At 71.7% G+C, this 18,792-nt stretch carries 12 protein-coding genes and 2 pseudogenes; 8 read left to right on the top strand and 6 right to left on the bottom strand.

What is annotated here, in order from left to right:
* The first annotated feature begins 32 nt into the window (after positions 1-32).
* Positions 33-2,518: pseudogene (locus LNW72_RS03355) on the top strand (glycoside hydrolase family 3 C-terminal domain-containing protein).
* A 91-nt stretch (positions 2,519-2,609) separates the two neighbouring features.
* Here LNW72_RS03355 and LNW72_RS03360 read toward each other — a convergent pair.
* The gene (locus tag LNW72_RS03360) at positions 2,610-3,845 is read right to left on the bottom strand and encodes a glycosyltransferase (RefSeq protein ID WP_250973945.1); all 1,236 of its coding nucleotides are present in this window, start codon (positions 3,843-3,845) and stop codon (positions 2,610-2,612) included.
* A 420-nt stretch (positions 3,846-4,265) separates the two neighbouring features.
* On the opposite strand from LNW72_RS03360, the gene LNW72_RS03365 reads away from it, so the two are divergent.
* Positions 4,266-6,344, top strand: coding sequence for a hypothetical protein (locus tag LNW72_RS03365; RefSeq protein WP_250973946.1), 2,079 nt, complete (start codon positions 4,266-4,268; stop codon positions 6,342-6,344).
* Complete coding sequence (locus tag LNW72_RS03370; protein WP_250973947.1) at positions 6,341-7,885, top strand: ABC transporter substrate-binding protein; 1,545 nt, start codon at positions 6,341-6,343, stop codon at positions 7,883-7,885. The genes LNW72_RS03365 and LNW72_RS03370 overlap by 4 nt, the downstream gene beginning before the upstream one ends.
* Before the next feature lie 56 nt (positions 7,886-7,941).
* Here the strand turns inward: LNW72_RS03370 and LNW72_RS03375 are convergent, their stop codons facing one another.
* Positions 7,942-8,877 carry a GNAT family N-acetyltransferase gene (locus LNW72_RS03375; RefSeq protein WP_250973948.1) on the bottom strand — a complete coding sequence of 312 codons (936 nt, stop codon included), beginning with the start codon at positions 8,875-8,877 and terminating at the stop codon, positions 7,942-7,944.
* A 152-nt stretch (positions 8,878-9,029) separates the two neighbouring features.
* On the opposite strand from LNW72_RS03375, the gene LNW72_RS03380 reads away from it, so the two are divergent.
* From LNW72_RS03380 to LNW72_RS03390, 3 genes are all read left to right on the top strand, one after another.
* Positions 9,030-9,497: a DUF4442 domain-containing protein gene (locus LNW72_RS03380; RefSeq protein ID WP_250973949.1), complete on the top strand. Its 468-nt coding sequence runs from the start codon at positions 9,030-9,032 to the stop codon at positions 9,495-9,497.
* A gap of 271 nt (positions 9,498-9,768) precedes the next feature.
* Positions 9,769-10,965, top strand: coding sequence for a hypothetical protein (locus LNW72_RS03385; protein WP_250973950.1), 1,197 nt, complete (start codon positions 9,769-9,771; stop codon positions 10,963-10,965).
* A 130-nt stretch (positions 10,966-11,095) separates the two neighbouring features.
* Positions 11,096-12,061 carry an aldo/keto reductase gene (locus LNW72_RS03390; RefSeq protein ID WP_250973951.1) on the top strand — a complete coding sequence of 322 codons (966 nt, stop codon included), beginning with the start codon at positions 11,096-11,098 and terminating at the stop codon, positions 12,059-12,061.
* Here LNW72_RS03390 and LNW72_RS03395 read toward each other — a convergent pair.
* Together LNW72_RS03395 and LNW72_RS03400 are read right to left on the bottom strand one after the other, a co-directional pair.
* Complete coding sequence (locus LNW72_RS03395) at positions 12,052-12,351, bottom strand: hypothetical protein (RefSeq protein WP_250973952.1); 300 nt, start codon at positions 12,349-12,351, stop codon at positions 12,052-12,054. The genes LNW72_RS03390 and LNW72_RS03395 overlap by 10 nt on opposite strands.
* 22 nt (positions 12,352-12,373) lie before the next feature.
* On the bottom strand, positions 12,374-13,267 hold the full coding sequence (locus LNW72_RS03400) for an MBL fold metallo-hydrolase (protein WP_250973953.1): 894 nt from the start codon (positions 13,265-13,267) through the stop codon (positions 12,374-12,376).
* 175 nt (positions 13,268-13,442) lie between these two features.
* Here LNW72_RS03400 and LNW72_RS03405 point away from each other — a divergent pair, with 175 nt between their 5' ends.
* Both LNW72_RS03405 and LNW72_RS03410 read left to right on the top strand, forming a co-directional pair.
* A complete protein-coding gene (locus LNW72_RS03405; protein ID WP_250973954.1) occupies positions 13,443-14,309 on the top strand; it encodes a LysR substrate-binding domain-containing protein in 867 nt (288 codons plus the stop codon).
* Positions 14,310-14,556: 247 nt separating this feature from the next.
* Positions 14,557-14,922, top strand: coding sequence for a chaplin (locus tag LNW72_RS03410; RefSeq protein WP_250973955.1), 366 nt, complete (start codon positions 14,557-14,559; stop codon positions 14,920-14,922).
* A 250-nt stretch (positions 14,923-15,172) separates the two neighbouring features.
* On the opposite strand, the pseudogene LNW72_RS03415 reads toward LNW72_RS03410, so the two are convergent.
* Together LNW72_RS03415 and LNW72_RS03420 are read right to left on the bottom strand one after the other, a co-directional pair.
* Positions 15,173-17,722: pseudogene (locus tag LNW72_RS03415) on the bottom strand (ABC transporter permease); the annotation flags it as partial.
* Complete coding sequence (locus tag LNW72_RS03420) at positions 17,723-18,709, bottom strand: NAD-dependent epimerase/dehydratase family protein (RefSeq protein ID WP_250973956.1); 987 nt, start codon at positions 18,707-18,709, stop codon at positions 17,723-17,725.
* Positions 18,710-18,792 lie beyond the last annotated feature (83 nt).

Here is an 18,792-nt window from a genome sequence, read left to right on the forward strand (position 1 = left end):
CCGGCGTCTCCGTACCCCCGGACGCCGTTCCGCTGCCGTCCACCGAGGAGCTGGACCGGCTCGTCGCCAAGCTCGATCTGCCGGCCAAGGTGCGCCTGCTCTCCGGCTCCGCGGTGTTCCGTACCCCGGCGGAGCCCGCCGTCGGACTCCGGGCCATCACGTTCTCCGACGGCCCGGTCGGCGTGCGGGGCGAGCGCTGGGACGAACGCGACGCCGCCCTCACCCTCCCGTCGCCCACGGCGCTCGCCGCCTGCTGGGACGAGGAACTCGTCGAGGAACTCGGCGGCCTGCTGGCGGGTGAGGCCCGCCGGAAGCGGATCGACGTCCTGCTCGCGCCCACCCTCAACCTGCACCGCTCCCCGGTCGGCGGCCGCCACTTCGAGTGCTTCTCCGAGGACCCGCTGCTCACCGGCCGCACCGGCGCCGCGTACGTACGCGGGGTGCAGAGCGGCGGGGTGGCGGCCACCGCCAAGCACTACGTGGCCAATGACTCCGAGACCGAACGGCTCACCCTGGACGCGCACATCGACGAACGCACCCTGCGGGAGGTGTATCTGGCGCCCTTCGAAGCCGCCGTCCAGGCCGGCGCCTGGGTGGTGATGTCGGCGTACAACGCCGTCAACGGCACCGCCATGTCGGAGAGCCCGCTGCTCGACGAGCCGCTGAAGGGTGAGTGGGGCTTCGACGGCCTGGTGGTCTCGGACTGGGGCGCGGTGCGCTCCACCGCCGCCTCGGCCCGCGCGGCCCAGGACCTGTCCATGCCGGGACCGAACCCCCTGTGGGGCGCGGCGCTGGTGCGGGCGGTCGAGGACGGCACCGTCCCCGAGGCCGCGATCGACGAGAAGATCCGCCGCATTCTGCGGCTCGCCGCCCGCGTCGGTGCCCTGGCCGGCCAACCGCCCCGCTCCTTCCCCGCGCCCGCGTCCTCCCCCGGTGCGGCGCGGACTCTGCTGCGCCGCGCCGTCGCCGCCGGGGCGGTCCTGCTGCGCAACGAGGAGGCCCTGCTGCCGCTGGACCGCACACGGCTGCGGACGGTCGCGGTCATCGGGCCGAACGCCGCCGCCGCCCGGATCCAGGGCGGCGGCAGCGCCGGGGTCTTCCCCGCTACCGCGCTCTCACCTCTGGAGGGCATCCGCGGCGCGCTGGCCGGTGTCGCCGAGGTCCAGCACTGCGCGGGCGTCTTCCTCACCGCCCGCCCGACACCGCTGTCGGCCCGGGACGCCCGCGATCCGCGTACGGGTGAACCCGGCATCCTGGTGCGCTACCTCGACGACCATGACGCCGAGGTGCACGTCGAGCACCGGCTCAGCGGCCGGATCCTCGAACCCACCGATGATGGCGCCGACATCAGCGCGGCGACCACCGTCGAGGTCAGCGCCCTGCTGCGGCCGGCCTGCTCCGGGGAATGGCAGTTCGCCGTGGTGGGACTCGGCCAGGTGAGCCTCCTGGTGGACGGCCGGGCCCTGATCGACGAGTACGTGACGCCCGAGTCCCGGGACCCCACCTACCTCCATGTCGCGCCGTCGTTCCGCCAGGTGGCCTGGCAGGCCGAGGCCGGCCAGGACGTACGGCTGGTGGCCCGCCGCCGGATGGAGGCCGGTTCCGGGTACGCGGTGGCGCTGGCCGCCGACCCGCCGCGCCGTGACGAGGACGCGGAGCTGGCGGCGGCGGTGGATCTCGCCGGATCCGCGGAGCTGGCGATCGTGGTGGTGGGGACCACCGACGAGTTCGAGAGCGAGGGGTTCGACCGTCCGGGGCTGGCCCTGCCGGGGCGGCAGGACGAGCTGGTGGCCGCCGTCGCGGCCGTCAATCCGCGCACCGTGGTCATCGTGAACTCCGGCGGACCGGTCGCCATGCCCTGGCGGGCGGCGGTTCCGGCCATCCTCCTCGGCTGGTTCCCCGGGCAGGAGGCGGGCGACGGGCTGGCCGATGTGCTCTTCGGCGCCGCGGAACCGGGGGCCGGCTCCCCACCACCTGGGCGGCCCGCACCGAGGACGTCCCGGTGCTCGACACCGTGCCCGTCGACGGTGTCCTGCACTACGCGGAAGGCCCCCGGATCGGCTACCAGGCGTGGCTGCACGCGACGAACGAGCCGGCCTTCTGGTTCGGGCACGGCCTCGGCTACACCAGCTGGAGCTACGAGGGCGTCTCGGCCCCCGGAACGCTCGCCGCGGGAGCCGCCCTGACGGTCGACGTCCGTCTGCGCAACACCGGCGCGCGGGCGGGCCGGGAGGTGGTCCAGGTGTACCTCTCCCGTCCGCCGGACGGATCGGCGCGCGGCCCGGAGCGCAGGCTAGCGGGGTACGCCGCCGTCCGGGCCGAACCGGGCGAGACGGTGACCGCGACCATCCGCATCGCACCGCGCGCCTTCCAGTACTGGTCGCCGGAACACTCCGGCTGGCGCACCGAGCCCGGCGACGTCGCCCTGTTCGCGGGCTCCTCGTCGGCCGAACTGCCGCTGCGTGCGGCGCTGGAGGTGACGGCGGAGACCTCAGTGGCGGGGCCTGGGGCCGGGTAGTCGGCAGCCCCACCCCGTCCGCGGCATGCCGACCCCACGACGGGTGCGCCCTCCGGCCCTGACCCCGGAGGGCGCACCAGTGGCGTGCGGTTCACACGGACACGGGCGGCTCTTCCTGGCCGGCTGCTTCGAGCAGCAGTTTCGCGGCCACCGCCGCCCCGTCGGTGCGGATCGTGCCGGCCACGGCCCTCGCCCGCGCCCGGATCTCGGGGGTCAGGGCCGTGGTGAGCGCGGCGGACAGGGAGTCGAAGGTCGGCGTCCGGCCTTCGTGAGCCACGCCGATGCCCAGCTCGGCCACGCGGGCGGCCCAGTACGGCTGGTCCCCGATCTGGGGGACCACCACCTGAGGCGCGCCGGCCCGGGCCGCCGTCGCCGTGGTGCCCGCGCCGCCGTGGTGCACCACGGCGGCCACCCGCCGGAACAGCTTCTGCTGGTTGACCTCGCCGACGACGAAGCAGTCGTCGGCGTCGTCGATCGGGGCCAGATCCGCCCAGCCGCGGCCGATGAGTACGCGGCGGCCCTGCGCACGGTTCGCTTCGACGGCCACCCGGGCGATGCCCTTCGGGGCGTGCGCGGCCATGCTGCCGAAGCCCACGTACACCGGTGGTGCGCCCGCCTCCAGGAACGCCTCCAGCCGCTCCGGGAGCGGCCGGTCGTCGGGCAGGATCCACGCGCCGGTCTGCAGGACGTCGAGGTCGGTCATGCCCTGCGACGGACACAGCGTCGCGTCCGCCGCCAGCCACGGCCGGTCGGTGTAGACGTGGTCGCGGACGTTGTCCACCGGCGGCAGTCCGATCGCCGCCCGGTGGCTGTTGAGCGCCTCCCCGTACAACGCGTTCATCCCCTGGGCGTGCTTCTCCCACAGCACCTGGTTGTCGGTCTCGTCCTGCGGGGACGGTATGCCCGGCAGTCCCCCCGGGCGGAAGCGCCGCGACGGCAGTCCGAAGATGTGGAAGCACGCGTACACGTAGCGGATGCCCAGTTTCCCGGCCACGTCCCGCGCTCCGGCCGGCAGCAGACCGGTCGCCAGCAGCACGTCACATCCCTCGGCCGCCGCGGTGAGCGTTTCGAACCGCGCTGCGACCAGCTCGGGGGCCAGCCGGAACGCGTCCTCCGCCGACGGCGGCTCCGTTCCGGCGACCACCGAACGCACCGTCGGGCCGAGCGGCACCAGCGGCACGCCGACCCGCGCCAGCAGCGCCCCGAAATCCTCGTCCGGCGGCACACACACCAGTACCTCCGCTCCCAGTTCCCGCAACTCCACCGCCAGTCCCGCCAGCGGTTCGACATCCCCGCGCGACCCCCATGACGTCAACAGCACACGCACTTCGCAACTCCCCGTTTCCGCAGGTTCCGGCTTTGCGCCGCCGATTCTGCGGTACCACCGGGGTCTTGCCGCAAGCCCCCCGGTGCGCTATAGATTGATAGTGGCGAGGAGAGGTATCTCCTCGCCTTTGCTGTTGGTCGTCCGCTGCGGACGGACGGCCTCCTCGCGAAACGGCGTTTCCGCGCGTACGGCGGCACATCGGGCAACCAGCACGCATCGCAGGTATTCGATTCCGAAACCCTGCACTCCCCGCCGTCCCACGCGTCACGAATGGATAACTGATCGTGCGTCAATACCCGTACCAAGTACGGGCCTTGGCCAGGTCACATATTCTCCTGTCACTGCTGCTGCGCACCATTGAGGCGGGCGACCGGGGGGATCATGGCAAGGCTGTACGGGGGGACGGTCTTACTGGAAACCGTGGTGCCCTCGCTGGTCGGGCTCAAGCCGAGCGGCACGGGGCGCATCGACCCGCCACGGCGGGGTCATCCGCTGCTGATCAAATGCGTCGGCGGCCGGGGCTCCGGCAAGAGCGCCGCTCTGACGGCCCTCGCCGAACAGTACGCACAGCGCATACCCCAGGCACACGCGGATCTCGCGGCGATCGATTTCGGCCAACCGGGACTCGCCGCATTGGCCGAGGACACCACGGCGAATGCCTCCCGTACGTCTGATCTGCTCTTCTATCTCAATTTCCGGCTGAGCAGAAAACCCGCGGAATTCGGCAAGAAAATGTCTTTCCCCCGGCTGACGCAGGGGCTGCTCGCCGTCAGCGGATGGCAGGCGGAGAGCGCCGACAACCCCGGGCACGCGGTGCGGCCGGAGGAACTGGCCGCCGCGAAACGGCGGCTCGCGGAACTGCTCAGAGCGAGCCAGCCCGACCAGCAGCGGCGCAGGGACAAGGCCGCGGCCTGGGTCGACGAGGTCATCCATGCGGTCGGCCCACTGCCGCTGCCCGCGGGGATGGACGCGATGGTGCAGGCGCTGCTGCGGATCGTCGCCGCCGAGCTGTTCAGCCCGCGCGCGCACCGGGGCGGTCTGACGTGGTGGGCGAGCCGGCAGGTGGCACCGCAGGGCGATGCCCACGACCAGCTGACGGAACTGGCGATGAGGTTCCGCGGTGACGCGGAGGACCGGCAGCTGGCCGAACGGTTCCTGATAGCCGCGCTGCTCGCGGACATCGCGGACCACTACGGCTTCCTGCAGGTGGCCAACGGCGTGCCGCGTCCGCTGCTGCTCCTGGACAACGTCCACAGCCCGCTGGGCCGGGTGTTCCTGGACGCGCTGGTGCGGGTGTGGCACGAGGAGGCGGCCGGCTCCCGCAGGGTGATGCGGCCGGTCGTCGTCGCGACGGCGTTGGAGGAGGTCACACCCGTCCGGGACGACGACATCCTGCCGTCGACACGGCGCGTGATCCGGTCCTTCTGGCAGGAGAGCCGGCCGAACGCGCCGGCCGACTGGATCGTGCCGCTGCGGCTGGCGCAGCTGGATCTCGACGAGGTCAAGGACATGTTCGGGGAGGATCACCCGCCACCGGGTGCCGCCCGGCTCATCCTGCGCCTCAGCGGTGGGCGGGCGGGGGTGGCCCACAGCCTGGTCCAGGCCGTCGCGCGACGTGTCCGGCTGCGCGAGGACACCGGCCTCGCAGGGCTCCTCGACCTTCCGGCCGCCGCCGACCCGGAACCGTCCGTGAACGGCAGGCTGCTGGAGCGTCTGATACCGGACGAGGTGGCCCGTGAGCGGCTCACCTACTACGCGTCGGCGCTGGACGACATGGCCGCGTACCGGCTCAGCACCGTCTACCCGCCGCAGGACCCGGGCGGTGTCCCGGTCCAGGAGGCGCTGGCCCATCTGCGCGACAACCAGTGGCCCCAGGTGCTCTGGGCCGGCGTCGAGGGGCCGTTCGTCGGCGACGCACCGCTGCGGCTTCTGCTGCTGCACGAACTGAGCGCCCGCACCGGCCGGGTGCCCGGCGCCGAGCCGTGGCAGACCATCCACCGGCGCTGCCGGTCCCTGTACGACCCGCACGACCAGGGCGGTGCCGCCCATCGCCCCGACACGCGCTATCTGCACCACTCGCTCGCGCTGGGCGAGACGGACCTGGTCGTGCGCTGTCTGCACCGGCGGTTCACCGAGCAGGACGCCACGGGGTGGCTGTCCGCCGTGAACCTCGTCTGCGCGGCACCCGCTCCCCCGGACACCCTGCCCGTCCCGGCCGACGACACCGTGCCGTGCCCGGGCTGCGCGGCCGAAGCCGATCATCCCGTCCACCAGGCGGTCCGGCTCCTCGTGAACCACCTGTGGCAGCTGTCCCAGCCGCTGTCGGTCCCCACGGCGGCCGCGATCAACAGCATCGGGCTGCAGCTGCTCACCCTGGCCCAGAACAGCGGGCCCGAGGCCCAGAAGGTCTTCTTCCGCGCCCATGAGGAGTGGCCGCGAGAACTGCACCACTGGACCCAGGCGCCCAACCTGCAGACCTACGGAGTGTCCGGCACATGAAGCTACTGCCCGACGGAAGGCTCTACCGCGCCCTGGTACTCGGCACCGCGACCGTCGTACTCGGCCTGGGCATCTACTTCCTCGTGGCCTGGCTGGTCACGGATGACACCGGGTGCGCGCACGGCGTCGAGAAGCGCGGCACGAAGAGCGAATGCACCGGAGTCACCGACGGGAGCTTCCACTTCGCCGAGGCGCTGGCACCGGTCTTCGGGCGCATCAAGGCCGAGAACGACAGCATCGCCGACAAGTCACCGGCCACGGTCGCCCTGATGATCCCGATGATCTCGGACAATCCGGCCGAACAGCACGAGTTCACCGAGCAGGTGCAGGGCGCCTATCTCGCCCAGTACCGCGCAAACCACCAGGCCAACGGGCAGCGGCCGCCCATCCGGCTGCTGCTCGCGAACCCCGGCCGCAACTACGAGTTCTGGGAGCCGGTGGCCCAGCAGCTCGCCGACGCCGCCGCCTCACCGACCGAGAACCTCCGCGCCGTCACGGGCATCAACATCAGCCTCAAGGAGACCGAGAAGGCCATCGCCTTCCTCACCGCGGCCAAGGGCATTCCCGTGGTCGCCGGGCCCATGACCGCCGACGACATCATGAACAGCGCCGCCCGTCCGCACGCCTACCCCGGCCTGGCCCGCGTCGCCCCCAGCAACTCCGACCAGGCGGCCGCCCTGGGCTCCTTCGGATCGGACATCAAACCCGCCGAGACCATGGTCGTGGAGGACGTCCGGGAGGACGACAACTACCTCACCACCCTGCGCCAGGCCTTCGAGAAGCTCGCCAAGGGCGCACCGCACGCCCCGGAGACCTTCCGGTCCCCCACCGACTTCAACGACGAGGGCAACCTCGCCAACGACTTCCACCAGATGGTCCCGGACATCTGCTCCTCCGACGCCAAGACCATCTACTTCGCCGGACGTCCGGTGCAGCTGCGGCAGTTCCTCATCGAGCTCGGACGCCGCAACTGCGCCAAGCACTACACGGTCATCAGCGGTTCGCACGCCTCCACCCTGACCGTGGACGCCAACTTCCAGGACCAGTGGGGCTCGCTCACCGCGGGTGCCGGAATCACCGTACGGTATGCCGCCCTCGCGCACCCCGACTCCTGGAGCGGCGACGGTCCCGAGACGCCGGGCGGCTCCAGGAGGGCGTACAAGGAACTCGCCGATCTCGCCACGACGTTCGGCAACACGTCGGCCACCGGCATCGGCCGGACCTCGCTCTCGGACTCGCGCACCATCATCACGTACGACTCCGTCACCACGGCCGTCAGCGGCATCCGCAACGACACCGTGGGCAAGGTGGAGATGCCCACCCTGGACGAGGTGGCCAACAGCTGGCTCCGGCTGCACGGCGGCAACCGGGTCAACGGCGCCGGCGGCTGGATCTGCCTGGACCAGTACGGCAACCCCTACAACAAGGCGGTCGCCATCGTGCATCTGGACCCGGTGACCAAGTCCGCCGCCTTCGACCGGCTGGCCTGGCCCGCCGGGCGCGCCCCGGACGCGAACTGCTCGATCCGCACCGGCGGCTGAGCGGTCCTGCTGAGGGGGCCACGGCGCCGGGCGGAGGCCTTGGGCGTCCGCCGGGATCAGAGCGCGCGGCTGAACTCCAGCCGGCCCGCGAAGTTCTCGTATCCGGCGCTCCGGAACGCCTTGGCCATGGCCACGTTGGCCCGGTCGCAGTCCCCACGGATCTCGGTCGCGCCGTTCGCCGCGAGAATGCGGGTGCTCCGGCGTACGACCGAGGCCGCGTATCCGTTGCCCCGGTGGGCCGGTGTGACGCCGACGAATCCGATCACCGGCACGCTGGGGTTCTCGGCGGGCAGGCTGACCACGGCGGGGGTGCCGTCCGCGGCGTAGCCGAGCTCCCACCACTCCGGTTCGTGCCGCAGCCCGGCGGTGTCCTCGAAGAGCAGCTCGGCCGCGTGCCGCAACCCGTGCTTGTCCACGTCGGCGGTGAGGCGCGCGTCAGCGGTGTCCGCGAGGAGCTCCTCCAGCGCGTCGATGAACGGCTCCCGGCCGATGGCGGCGAGCGAACGGAAGTCCAGCCGGGCGTCATCCGCGGGCAGCTGCTCCCCGGTCAGCGTGCGGTGGAAGCGCAGCCCGTCACGGATGAGCTCGAACCCCGCGCCCCGCAGGAGCTCCTGCCGGCTCTGGGGGTCGCGCTGGAACTGCGGGGCCTGGGCGGGCGAGTCCAGGACGTGTTCCAGTTCGGTCGCTCCGAGCTCCCTGGCCTGCGCGGCTGCCGCGTCGAGCAGCGCGACGCCGGTCCCGGGCGAGTCCTCGGGTGCTTCGAACAGCACGAGGGCGCGAGGGACTTCCTGTCCGGGTATGGTCCACAGCACCGCGCTGCCGGCCGGCCGCCCGTCGCCGCCCTCGGCGACCAGGCACCACTGCGGCCGCGTGCATCCGCTGTCGAGGAGCCCGGTGAGGTACTCGCGGGTCGCGGCGTTGCGTTCGGCATCACCGGGATGCTCGACCAGGGCGGGGAGTTCGTCGGCGCGGGCGATACGAATGAGCGTCACAAAGAACCTTGTCCGTTCGGGGGTGTCGGGGGCGCGGAGATCGATGCCGCCCGGCGAACCTAGCGCGCGCGACCGGTCACGGACCACCTGCTTTCGCGCGGTGTTGGGGCTGCGGCCACTCCCGCGTTCACCCGTGCTGTCACGCTGCGCCCGTGGACGTCACGACATTGGCTCGCGCGCTGTTGGAACCGATACCGGCCCATCGGGCGGCGGGGCTCGAAGTCCTGCGCGCCGCCGACGGCGCCGCCGAGGTCGCCATGGTGACGCTGCCGGAGATGACTAACGTCATCGGTTCCCTGCACTCCAGCGGTCTCATCACGCTGGTCGACGCCGCGGGGCTGGCGGCGATCATCGCCGCGTGCGAGGCCGCGGACGATTTCCAGCACGTCGTTCCGCTCGGGGCGACCGCGTCGCTCGACTTCCGGGCGCCCGCCCGCGGCAAGCTCCTGGCGTCCTGCCGGCTCGACGCCGAGGCCCGCCGTGTGCTGCGACCGGTGCTGTCGGGCAAGGCGACCCGGGCTCGGATCACCACCGTCGCCGACGTCACCGACGCGGCGGGAGACCTGGTGTGCCGGGGCACGTTCGGCTGGAGCATCCGCCGCCGTCCCGCGACGGCCTGACCGGGGCCGGTGACTCCGACCCGGACCGCCTGGCCCGGCGGCCCCCGACCGCCCTAACCCGGCGCACCCGTACAGGTGTCCGACTCGCGGCGGACTGCGACCGAATATGCGCCGGTGACGGTCATTGGCGCCCGCCTCGGGGATGAGATTGGCCGTACCTACGGCCGCCCGGTGGTTGGCCGGGCCGCACGGACGGTAGCAAGGACAGGTCCCGGGGGCCGTACGCCCGGTGTGACACCGTTCTCCGCTCATCCTTCTCACAGGGGGCTCCATGACTCTCACCCGATTACGCGCCTGCGCCACCGCCGGGGCCGCGCTCGCGGCGCTCACCCTCGGCTCGGGCCAGGCACTCGCCGCCACCCCGCACGCACCGCACCCTCGCCCCTACACCGTCGTGGACCTGGGCACCCTCGGCGGCACCATCAGCTCGGGTATCGCCCTGGACGCCGCCACCGTGGTCGGCAGCTCCACGCTCCCCGGCAACACCGACTTCCACGCGTTCGCCTACGACCGGGCCACCCGAACGATGACCGACCTCGGCACGCTCGGGGGGACGTCCAGCAGCACGGTCGCCGTCCAGGGCCGCTACGTCATCGGCGACTCCACCACGGCCGACGGCGATGAGCACGCTTTCGTCCACGACCTGCGCACCCACCGGATGACCGACCTCGGCACCTTCGGCGGCACCGGCAGCCATGTCAACGCCATCAGCGGAGACACCGTGGTGGGAAGCGCCAGAACGACGGGCAACCAAGGCGAGCACGCGTTCGCGTACGACGTGCGCACCGGCCTGATGACCGACCTCGGCAGCCTGGCCGGGCCGTCCGGGGTCAGCAGCGCGGCCGGGATCTCCCAGGGCCGCTTCATCACGGGCACGTCCGATGTCAGCACGGCGCCCGACACCACTCAGCACGCTTTCCTCTACGACCTCCGCACGCACCGGATGACCGATCTGGGCGCCAACGGCGGTGCCTCCAGCCAGGCCACCGCGATCAGTGGAAACACCGTCGTCGGCATCAGCCGGACCGGCAGCGCTCCGGCACCCGACGCCGTGCACGGCTTCGCCTACGACATCCGCAGCAGGGCCTGGACCGACCTCGGCGACCACATGATCGCCCACCTCCAGGTCAGCGGACACACCGCCGCCGGCACGGACGGCCACACCGCCTACACCGTCGATCTCAGCACCGGCATCCGAACGCCGCTCGGCCTGGGCCAGGGCTCCACCGGCGTCAACGGGATCACCGGGCGGGTCGTCGTCGGCGAGACCAATCCCGGCCCCCTCGCCTTCGCGTACCGCACCGACACCCGCTCGTCCACGCTGCTTCCCGCGCCCGGCGGCCTCTACTCCACCGCGTCAAGCGCCGATGAGCAGGGAGCCGTCGCTGGAACCGCCGCGACCACCACCGACCCCGATACCGTCAACTCCAGCTACCACGCCGTCCTCTGGACCCCGCGCGGGCACTGACAACAGAGCTCCCGCAGTGGCCGGGACGGACGCCCCCTAACTCGTTTGACTGTTGCACGCCATCGCCTAGTGTCGTCCCGGCGGAGTGATCCGCTGCGCCGGGACGACGACCATGACGTGGAGGACGACTGTGCGTAACCGCCAGCTGGGACGCAGCGGAATCCAGGTGTCCGAGATCGGCTACGGGGCCTGGGGCATCGGCGAGTCCGGCTGGATCGGCGCCACGGAGGACGAGTCCCTGCGCGCACTGCACCACGCCATCGACCAGGGCGTGAACTTCATCGACACCGCGCGCGGCTACGGCGAGAGCGAGCGGATCGTGGGCCGGGTGGTCCGCGAACGGGCCGGCGACCAGGTGTACGTGGCGACCAAGGTGCCCCCGAAGAACCGCGTCTGGCCCGCCCCCGACGGCCTGGACCCCGCGGAGGCCTTCCCGGGCGCGCACATCCGCGACAGCCTGGAGACCAGCCTGCGCGTCAGCGGCCTGGACCACTTCGACGTGCTGCAGTTCCACGTCTGGAACGACGAGTGGGTCGGCCGCGGCGACTGGCTGGAGACCGTCGCCGAGCTGAAGCAGCAGGGCAGGATCCGGCTGTTCGGCGTGTCCATCAACGACCACCAGCCCGACAGCGCCCTCGCCCTGGTCCGCAGCGGCGTCGTGGACACCGTCCAGGTGATCTACAACATCTTCGACCAGGCCCCGGCCGACACTCTGCTCCCCGCCTGCCAGGAACACGGGGTCGGCGTGATCGTCCGGGTGGCCCTCGACGAGGGAGGCCTCACCGGACGGATCACGGCCGGGACCACCTTCCCCGACGGTGACTTCCGCAGCCGCTACTTCCGCGGCGACCGTCCCGCCGAGGTCGAGCGGCATGTCGACGCGATCATCGCCGATCTGGGCATCGCCCCCGACGAGATCGCGGAAACGGCCCTGCGGTACGTGCTCAGCGCACCGGCCGTGTCCACCGTCATCCCCGGCATGCGCACCGTCCGGAACGTGGAGCGCAACACCGCGGTGAGCGACGGACGCCCGCTCACCGCCGACCAGCTCGCCGTGCTCGCCAAGCACCGCTGGCAGCGCAGCTTCTACGCCTGACCGGTGGGCCGGGACAACCCCGTCGACCGACGGCGCTGGTCCATCACGACCTCGGCCAGCATCCCCACCGCGGCGCCGACCGCGCGGTCGGCGAGATTTCCGTGGCCCAGCACCAGCGTCCGACCGGTGCCCGCCGTCGGGTCGATGCGGAACTCGTCGAGGTGCGCGGCGGCGAGGCCCCGCCGCAGGGCCGTCGCTGTCACCGTCGCCGCGTCGGCGGACGGCGGCAGATCGAGCAGCACGCGCAGCCCGGCCCGCACTCCCCGCACCGGGACGGATCCCGCCAGCACGGAACCCGCCGGCGGCCGTGTCTCACGCGGGGTGTTCCGAGCAGAGGCAGCTGACGCCCTTCTCGATCCACTCCTGACCGGCCCAGTCCGGGTGCCGTTCGATCATCAGTGCCGATATCTCGTCGATGATCGTCTGCTCACCGACCGCGGAGTCGCGGCGGATCCAGGTCTCGTCGCGCAGGAGCCGCAGGTAGTCGCGGACGTCCGACAGGAGTCGCGGGCCGCCGACGTCACCGTGACCGGGCACCACGACCCCCGCGCCCTCGGCGGCCAGCCGCTGCATCACGGCGAGCCAGCGGGTGCCCGAGACGTCGGCGTCGTACGGCGGGAACCACGGGAAGATGGCGAACTGGCCGGCCTCCACGAGGTCCCCCGTGAACAGGACGTCGGCGTCCGGCACCCTGACGACCTGGTCCCCCTTGCTGTGTGCCCGGCCGGTGGCCCGCAGCTGGACCACCCGGCCTCCCAGGTCCAGGTCGTACGCCTCGTCGTAGACGACGTCGGGATCCACCAGCTCGACGCCCCGCAGCCGGCGCGCGACCGGCTCCCCGAGCCCCTTGAACATCTCCAGATAGCCGGCGCCCTTCACCTTCAGGTCCTCGGCCTGGGCACGGTTGACCAGGAACGTCGCCTCGCCGGCGAAGACCTGCGCCCCGAAGGAGTGCTCGGGGTGGAAGTGCGTCGTGGTCAGGAACAGCCGGCGGCCCCTGGCGTAGTCGGCCGCGAACTCCAGCACCTTCGCGGCGTTGCCGGGGCCCAGGCCCGTCTCGATGACCAGAACCGATTCCCGACCGCCGATGATGCCGATGTTCGGGACGAGCTGGACCCGCCGATCAGGGATGACCACCAGGTCACGGGCGAGTTCCCGCACCTCCGTGACCTGTACGGCGGGGTCCGGTATGACGTGTTCGGCCATCGTGGCTCCTGGGTCTCGTCGACGATCGAACCGAGCCGGCGGTGCCGTTCCGACACCCGGGGGTCCGTCGGGGGCCCGTCGTGGCGGGTCCCGTGGTCCCAGTCAGCCGCGGGGTGTCCCAGGTGTCCAACACCGATTCCTTCCCGCCGATACTGAGCGGGTATCGTTGCTGTTCATGGACTTGCGGACGCTGCGCTACTTCGTGGCGGTCGCCGAAGAGCTCCACTTCGGCCGGGCCGCCGCACGACTGCACATGACCCAGCCACCCCTGAGCCGGGCCGTCCAGCAACTGGAGTCGGACCTCGGCTGCGCACTGCTGCACCGCACCCCCACCGGCGTCTCGCTCACCGACGCCGGAGCCGTGCTCTACGACGAGACACGCACCCTGCTGTCCCAGGTCGAACAGCTCCGTACCCGGGTGGCGGCCGCGGGCGGCACCGCCACCCTCACCATCGGGACCCTCGCCGACAGCGCCGAACAGGTCGACACCCGGCTGGCCGCCGCCTACCGGAAACGTCACCCCAGTGCCCGTGTCCGCATCCGCGAGGCCGACTTCACCGACCCGACCGCCGGGCTGCGGGCCGGCCTGGTGGACGTGGCCCTGACCAGGGCGCCCTTCGACGACACCGGCATCACCGTCCGCGTGCTGCGCTCCGACCCCGTCGGCGTGGTCCTGCGAGCCGACGACCCGCTCGCCGACCGTGGAAGCCTGCGACCGGACGATCTCGCGGACCGGCGATGGTTCCAGCTGCCCGAAGGGACCGATCCCGCGTGGCGGGCCTTCTGGAACGGCCCGCCGGCGACCGCCCACCGACGGGACGGCCCGGTCGTGCGCACCGTGCACGAGTGCCTGCAGTCCGTCCTGTGGGACGGCGCCGTGGGACTGGCACCGCTCGCCCACGCCCTTCCCCAGGGCTTGACCTCCGTACCCTTGATCGACATGCCGTCCAGCGACCTCGTCATCGCGTGGAACAGCAGCGACACCAACCCGCTGATCCGCTCCTTCGTCCATCTCGCCGCCGCCGTCTACCGACCGGCCTGAACCGCGATCTCCCGTCTGCGGACCTCCCGGACCGGCTCCTGCCGGCCGTCTTCCCCGGCCTTGCGTACGCCACGGAACGGGCCGGTGGTCCGGTAACGGCCGGGGTCGCGTGCTCCGTTGCGGTGAGATGCCGTTCCCGTCCGCGCAAAGTCGGCGTGTTGGGCCGGTTTTCATGGTGATTGTGTGGTGTTGATCGTGGGGTCTGTGCCGCAACAGGTGCGGTACTTCCTCCATCAAGGAGCTGTTGATGTCGCGTTTCACGAAGGCCACCACGGTCATCGCCGTCATGGGATCCGCCCTGTTCGCCGGTGCGGGCATGGCCTCCGCCGACGCGGGTGCGCACGGGGCGGCCGTCGGTTCGCCCGGTGTCCTGTCCGGCAACCTCCTCCAGGTGCCCGTGCACGTCCCGGTCAACCTCTGTGGCAACACGGTCAACGTGATCGGCCTGCTGAACCCCGCGTTCGGCAACAGGTGTGAGAACTCCTCGGACCACCACATGACCGGCGATGACGGCCGCGGCGGCGAGCACCACAGCCGCCCGCAGGGCATGCACCACGAGAGCGGTCAGCAGGGCGGCAAGGGTCACGGCGGCAAGGACGACTGCGACCACTGATTCGCGGCCTGCTCGACGGTGTGCCGGACATCCCCCGAGGACTGTTCGGTTCACCACGTGGCACACGCAGATCAGAAGATGCCGATGGGCCCGACGGACGACCGCCGGACCCATCGGCACCGGCATTCCCGCGCGCCCCCTGCCTGAGGCTGGAATCAGGCGTCCGCCAACGCCGCCACCACCGAGGCGCGCGCGGCACGGCTGCCCGGCAGCAGGGCCGCACACAGGCTCGCCCCGTGGCGATCAGCGCATACGCGACCAGCTTCGCGATCGGGACGCTGAGTACGGCGCCGCCCTGGCTGTGGCCGATGAGTTGCTCGAAGGCCCCGGCGAACGACACCCCGAGCAGCATCCCGATGAGGGTGCCCAGCAGGGCCGTCAGTACGGCCTCCACCCAGAGCATCTTCATCATCCCGCCGCGTGACAGCCCCAGGGCGCGGAGCAGTGCGGACTCCCGCGAGCGTTCCACGGCCGACAGGGACAGGGTGTTGGCGATGCCGAGGACTGCTATCAGGATCGCCATGGCCAGCATCACGGTGAACAGGGTCAGGGTCGACCGGGCGCTGCCGGACAGGTCGGACTTCTTCTCCGCGAGACTGCCGATGTGGAGCAGTTGGAGGGCGGAGACGACGTCCTGGACGGCCGCGCGCGAGTCGACGATGTTCACGCCCTCCCTGGCCAGGATCCGCACCTGGCTGTCGCCGGCGGGTGCGAAGCCGCGGAGGAAGTCGTCGCGGGGCAGGAGGACGTCGAACCAGTCGATGCCGTGCCCGGTGTAGACCTGGTAGATCAGGGAGAGCCGGGCCGTGACGGTGCCGGCCCGTGGGGTCGCGACCTTCACCGTGTCACCGAGCTTCAGGTGCAACGTGGCGGCGAGTTCGTTGGAGACGGCGACCGTACCGGCGGTGAAGTCGGTGAGGGAGCCACTGCGCACGTTCGGCCGGAACAGCGAGCCGTAGGCGCTCGCTTCGACGGCACCCACATCCGACGGGTGCCCGTTCACCTCGGTCTTCGTACCGTCGACCGCGGCGACATGGGCCAGTTCGGGTTTTCTGCGCAGCTCGGCCGCCACGGAGAACGGCACACTGTGGTCAGAACCGGCGAGCGGGTCGACCGAGTAGTCATAGGGATTGTGGGACTCGATCCACTGCGACTGGGTGACCATGGCCGAGTCCTGGATCACCGTGAACAGGCTCATCAGCATGACACCGACGGAGAGCGCCGCCATCGTCGTGGCGGTCCGCCTCGGGTTCCGCCGCGCATTGGCGGCCGCAAGTTTCGCCGGGGTGCCGAGCACCTTGGCAGGCAGCCAGCCCAGGACGCGTGTCAGGGGTCCGACGATGACCGGGCCGATCGCCAGCACCGCGAGGAAGACCGTCGCGCACCCCGTACCGATCACCTTGATGCCGGCGTAGAGGTCGGTCGAGCGGGTGCCGATGGCGATGACCGCGATCCCCGTGCTGCCCAGCACGGTCGCCACCCAGAGCCTCGACGTGCCGATCCGGCCGCGGGAAGTGGTCGTGTCCGGCTGTTGGCTCACGGCGGATATCGGCGCCACGGTCGTCGCGGCGCGCGCCGGTATCGCCGCGGCGGCCACCGTCACGACCATTCCGGCTGTCAGGGCGGCGACAACCGTGGTGCTGTGCACCACGACACCGCCCGCGGGCACCGCCGCGGTGGACAGGGCACCGACGACGGAACGCAGCCCCGCCGCGATGCCGATCCCCGCGAAGAGCCCGGCCACCGAGGCGAGCAGCCCGACCACCGCGGCCTCCAGCAGGGTGCTGACGAACACCTGGTTGCGGGTCGCTCCCACGCAGCGCAGCAGCGCCAGTTGGCGCATCCGCTGGGTGACCAGGATCGTGAACGTGTTGTAGATGACGAAGGCCGCGACGAGCAGCGCCGTGACGCTGAAGACCAGGAGGATCTGTGGCAGGTTTCCGGCGATCTTCGCGCGGTGCAACAGCGTTGCCCGGGTGTACTGCTGCCCGGTCAGGACCGAGAGATCGGCGGACGGCCCGAGCACCGCACGGATGCGGTCCGCGAGTTGGGCCTGCGAGATCCCGGCAGCGGCACGTACGTCGATCTGGTCGTAGCCGGTGTGCCCGGTGACGGACAACGCCACGTCGGGCTGCAGACCCACGACGGTGTAGCCGTTGGCCCGGTTGTCCACCCCGAACTCCATGACTCCGACGAGCCGGAACCGCCGCACCCGCTGATCGTGCGCGACGACCTCGACGTCCTGACCGATCCTCAGATGCCGTTCCGCGACGGTGTCCTTGTCGACCACCGCCTCACCGGGCCGGTGCAGCGGTGTTCCCTCGACGACCGTGCCGCCGCTGAGTGCGACGTCGTCCGGGATCGCCAGCGCGCTGCCGGCGATCCCGTCGGTCGTCATCACCTGCCCGTCGACGTCCCGCATCGGCGCCGGTGCCTTGAGCCGCCCGGCCACCGCGGCCACCCCGCCGACGCGGCGGACGGCGTTCAGCACCTCCGGGGTGAGGACCGTGACACCGGGCTGCGCGGCGAGCCGCTGTTTCGCGGCGTCCGACGGTTGCACGGCCGCGTCCACGTTCTCCGCGGCGCGGGCGTAGCTGTGGTCGAATACCTGATTGATCGAGTCGGTCATCATGAACGTGCCCGCGATGAACGCGACCCCGAGCACTATCGACACCGATGACAGCAACAAGCGTAGTTTGTACGCCCTGAGTCCGGCCAACGTCACCCGCAGCACAGCTGCCCACCCCCGTGGTTCGGAAGCGTCGGCCGCTCCCGTCCCACCAGGGTAACCGGGCCCCATTCACCCCAGAGCGTCGAGTAGTTCCCGCTCGCGCTCGCCGCTCAGCCCGGCCCGGCGCGGCCGGTCCAGACCCGCTTCCCGCTCCCATCGCAAGGTGTCCGCCAGCAGTTCCGCGCGGGGCCGGTGTCGCAGGCCGGCCGCGCTCGCCGCGTCGCCGTTGCGGGCGCTGAAGCCGAGCCAGTCCTGGTCGGTCATCCACATCGCGAGCGACTCCGGGCCCATGAACTGGCCCACCTCCTGGGCGAGCAGCCAGCCGGGATCGGCCTCCACCACCCGGCCGGTGTGCCCGCCGATCTCCCGTGACAGCGCGACCCACTCCCCGAAGGGCACGATGGGGCCGACCGCGTTGTACGTCCCGGTCGTCCGCTTCTCCGCGCAGTCGAGCAGCCATGCCGCGAGGTCCCGGGCGTCGACCGCCTGCGTCGGGATCCCGGGGGAATCGGGTACGAGCATCGGCGCCAGCGGTTCGCGGGCCGCGCGCCCGACCCAGTACCCGGTACGGCCGCTGTGGTCACCGGGGCCGCCGATCAGTCCCGCACGGGCGACGAGGAGCCGGTCCCCGACCGCGGCCGTCGAGGCCTCCTCGCACGCCACTTTGGCTTCCCCGTACTCCTCGCGCTCGGCCTCGTCCCCTGCGGCCGCCGGGAGCAGTTCGGCCGACTCGTCCGCGTCCGGCTGCGCATGCGATGCGTACGCGCTGACCGACGACACGTACGACCAGTGGCCCGCCCGCTCGCCGAGTGCCGCCAGCGCCCCGCGGACGAAGCCGGGCTGCCAGGACACCTCGACCACGGCGTCCCAGTCCCGGCCCGCCAGGTTCTCGTAGGCCGACGCGTCGCTCCGGTCCGCGGCCACCAGGGTCGCACCCTCGGCGACTTGGCCACTCTCCCCCCGGGCCAGGCACGTCACCCGGTGCCCACGCTCCAGCGCCTGTCGTGAGACCTCGCGCCCCAGCCATGCCGTTCCACCCAATACCAAGATCTCCATGCGGCTACTCAAACACCGCCGGCGGCCCTGCGCGCCCCCACTTCGCCGACAGCTGAGAGGTTCGCCGAGAGCGGAGCGGTCCG

The sequence above is a fragment of the Streptomyces sp. RKAG293 genome (assembly GCF_023701745.1).
Lineage (GTDB): Bacteria > Actinomycetota > Actinomycetes > Streptomycetales > Streptomycetaceae > Actinacidiphila.

Excerpts from the sequence above, each read along its gene's own strand:
- LNW72_RS03370 (WP_250973947.1), top strand. The coding sequence starts at position 6,341 with ATGAAGCTACTGCCCGACGGAAGGCTCTACCGCGCCCTGGTACTCGGC.
- LNW72_RS03385 (WP_250973950.1), top strand. The coding sequence starts at position 9,769 with ATGACTCTCACCCGATTACGCGCCTGCGCCACCGCCGGGGCCGCGCTC.
- LNW72_RS03400 (WP_250973953.1), bottom strand. The coding sequence starts at position 13,267 with ATGGCCGAACACGTCATACCGGACCCCGCCGTACAGGTCACGGAGGTG.
- LNW72_RS03405 (WP_250973954.1), top strand. The coding sequence starts at position 13,443 with ATGGACTTGCGGACGCTGCGCTACTTCGTGGCGGTCGCCGAAGAGCTC.
- LNW72_RS03410 (WP_250973955.1), top strand. The coding sequence starts at position 14,557 with ATGTCGCGTTTCACGAAGGCCACCACGGTCATCGCCGTCATGGGATCC.
- LNW72_RS03420 (WP_250973956.1), bottom strand. The coding sequence starts at position 18,709 with ATGGAGATCTTGGTATTGGGTGGAACGGCATGGCTGGGGCGCGAGGTC.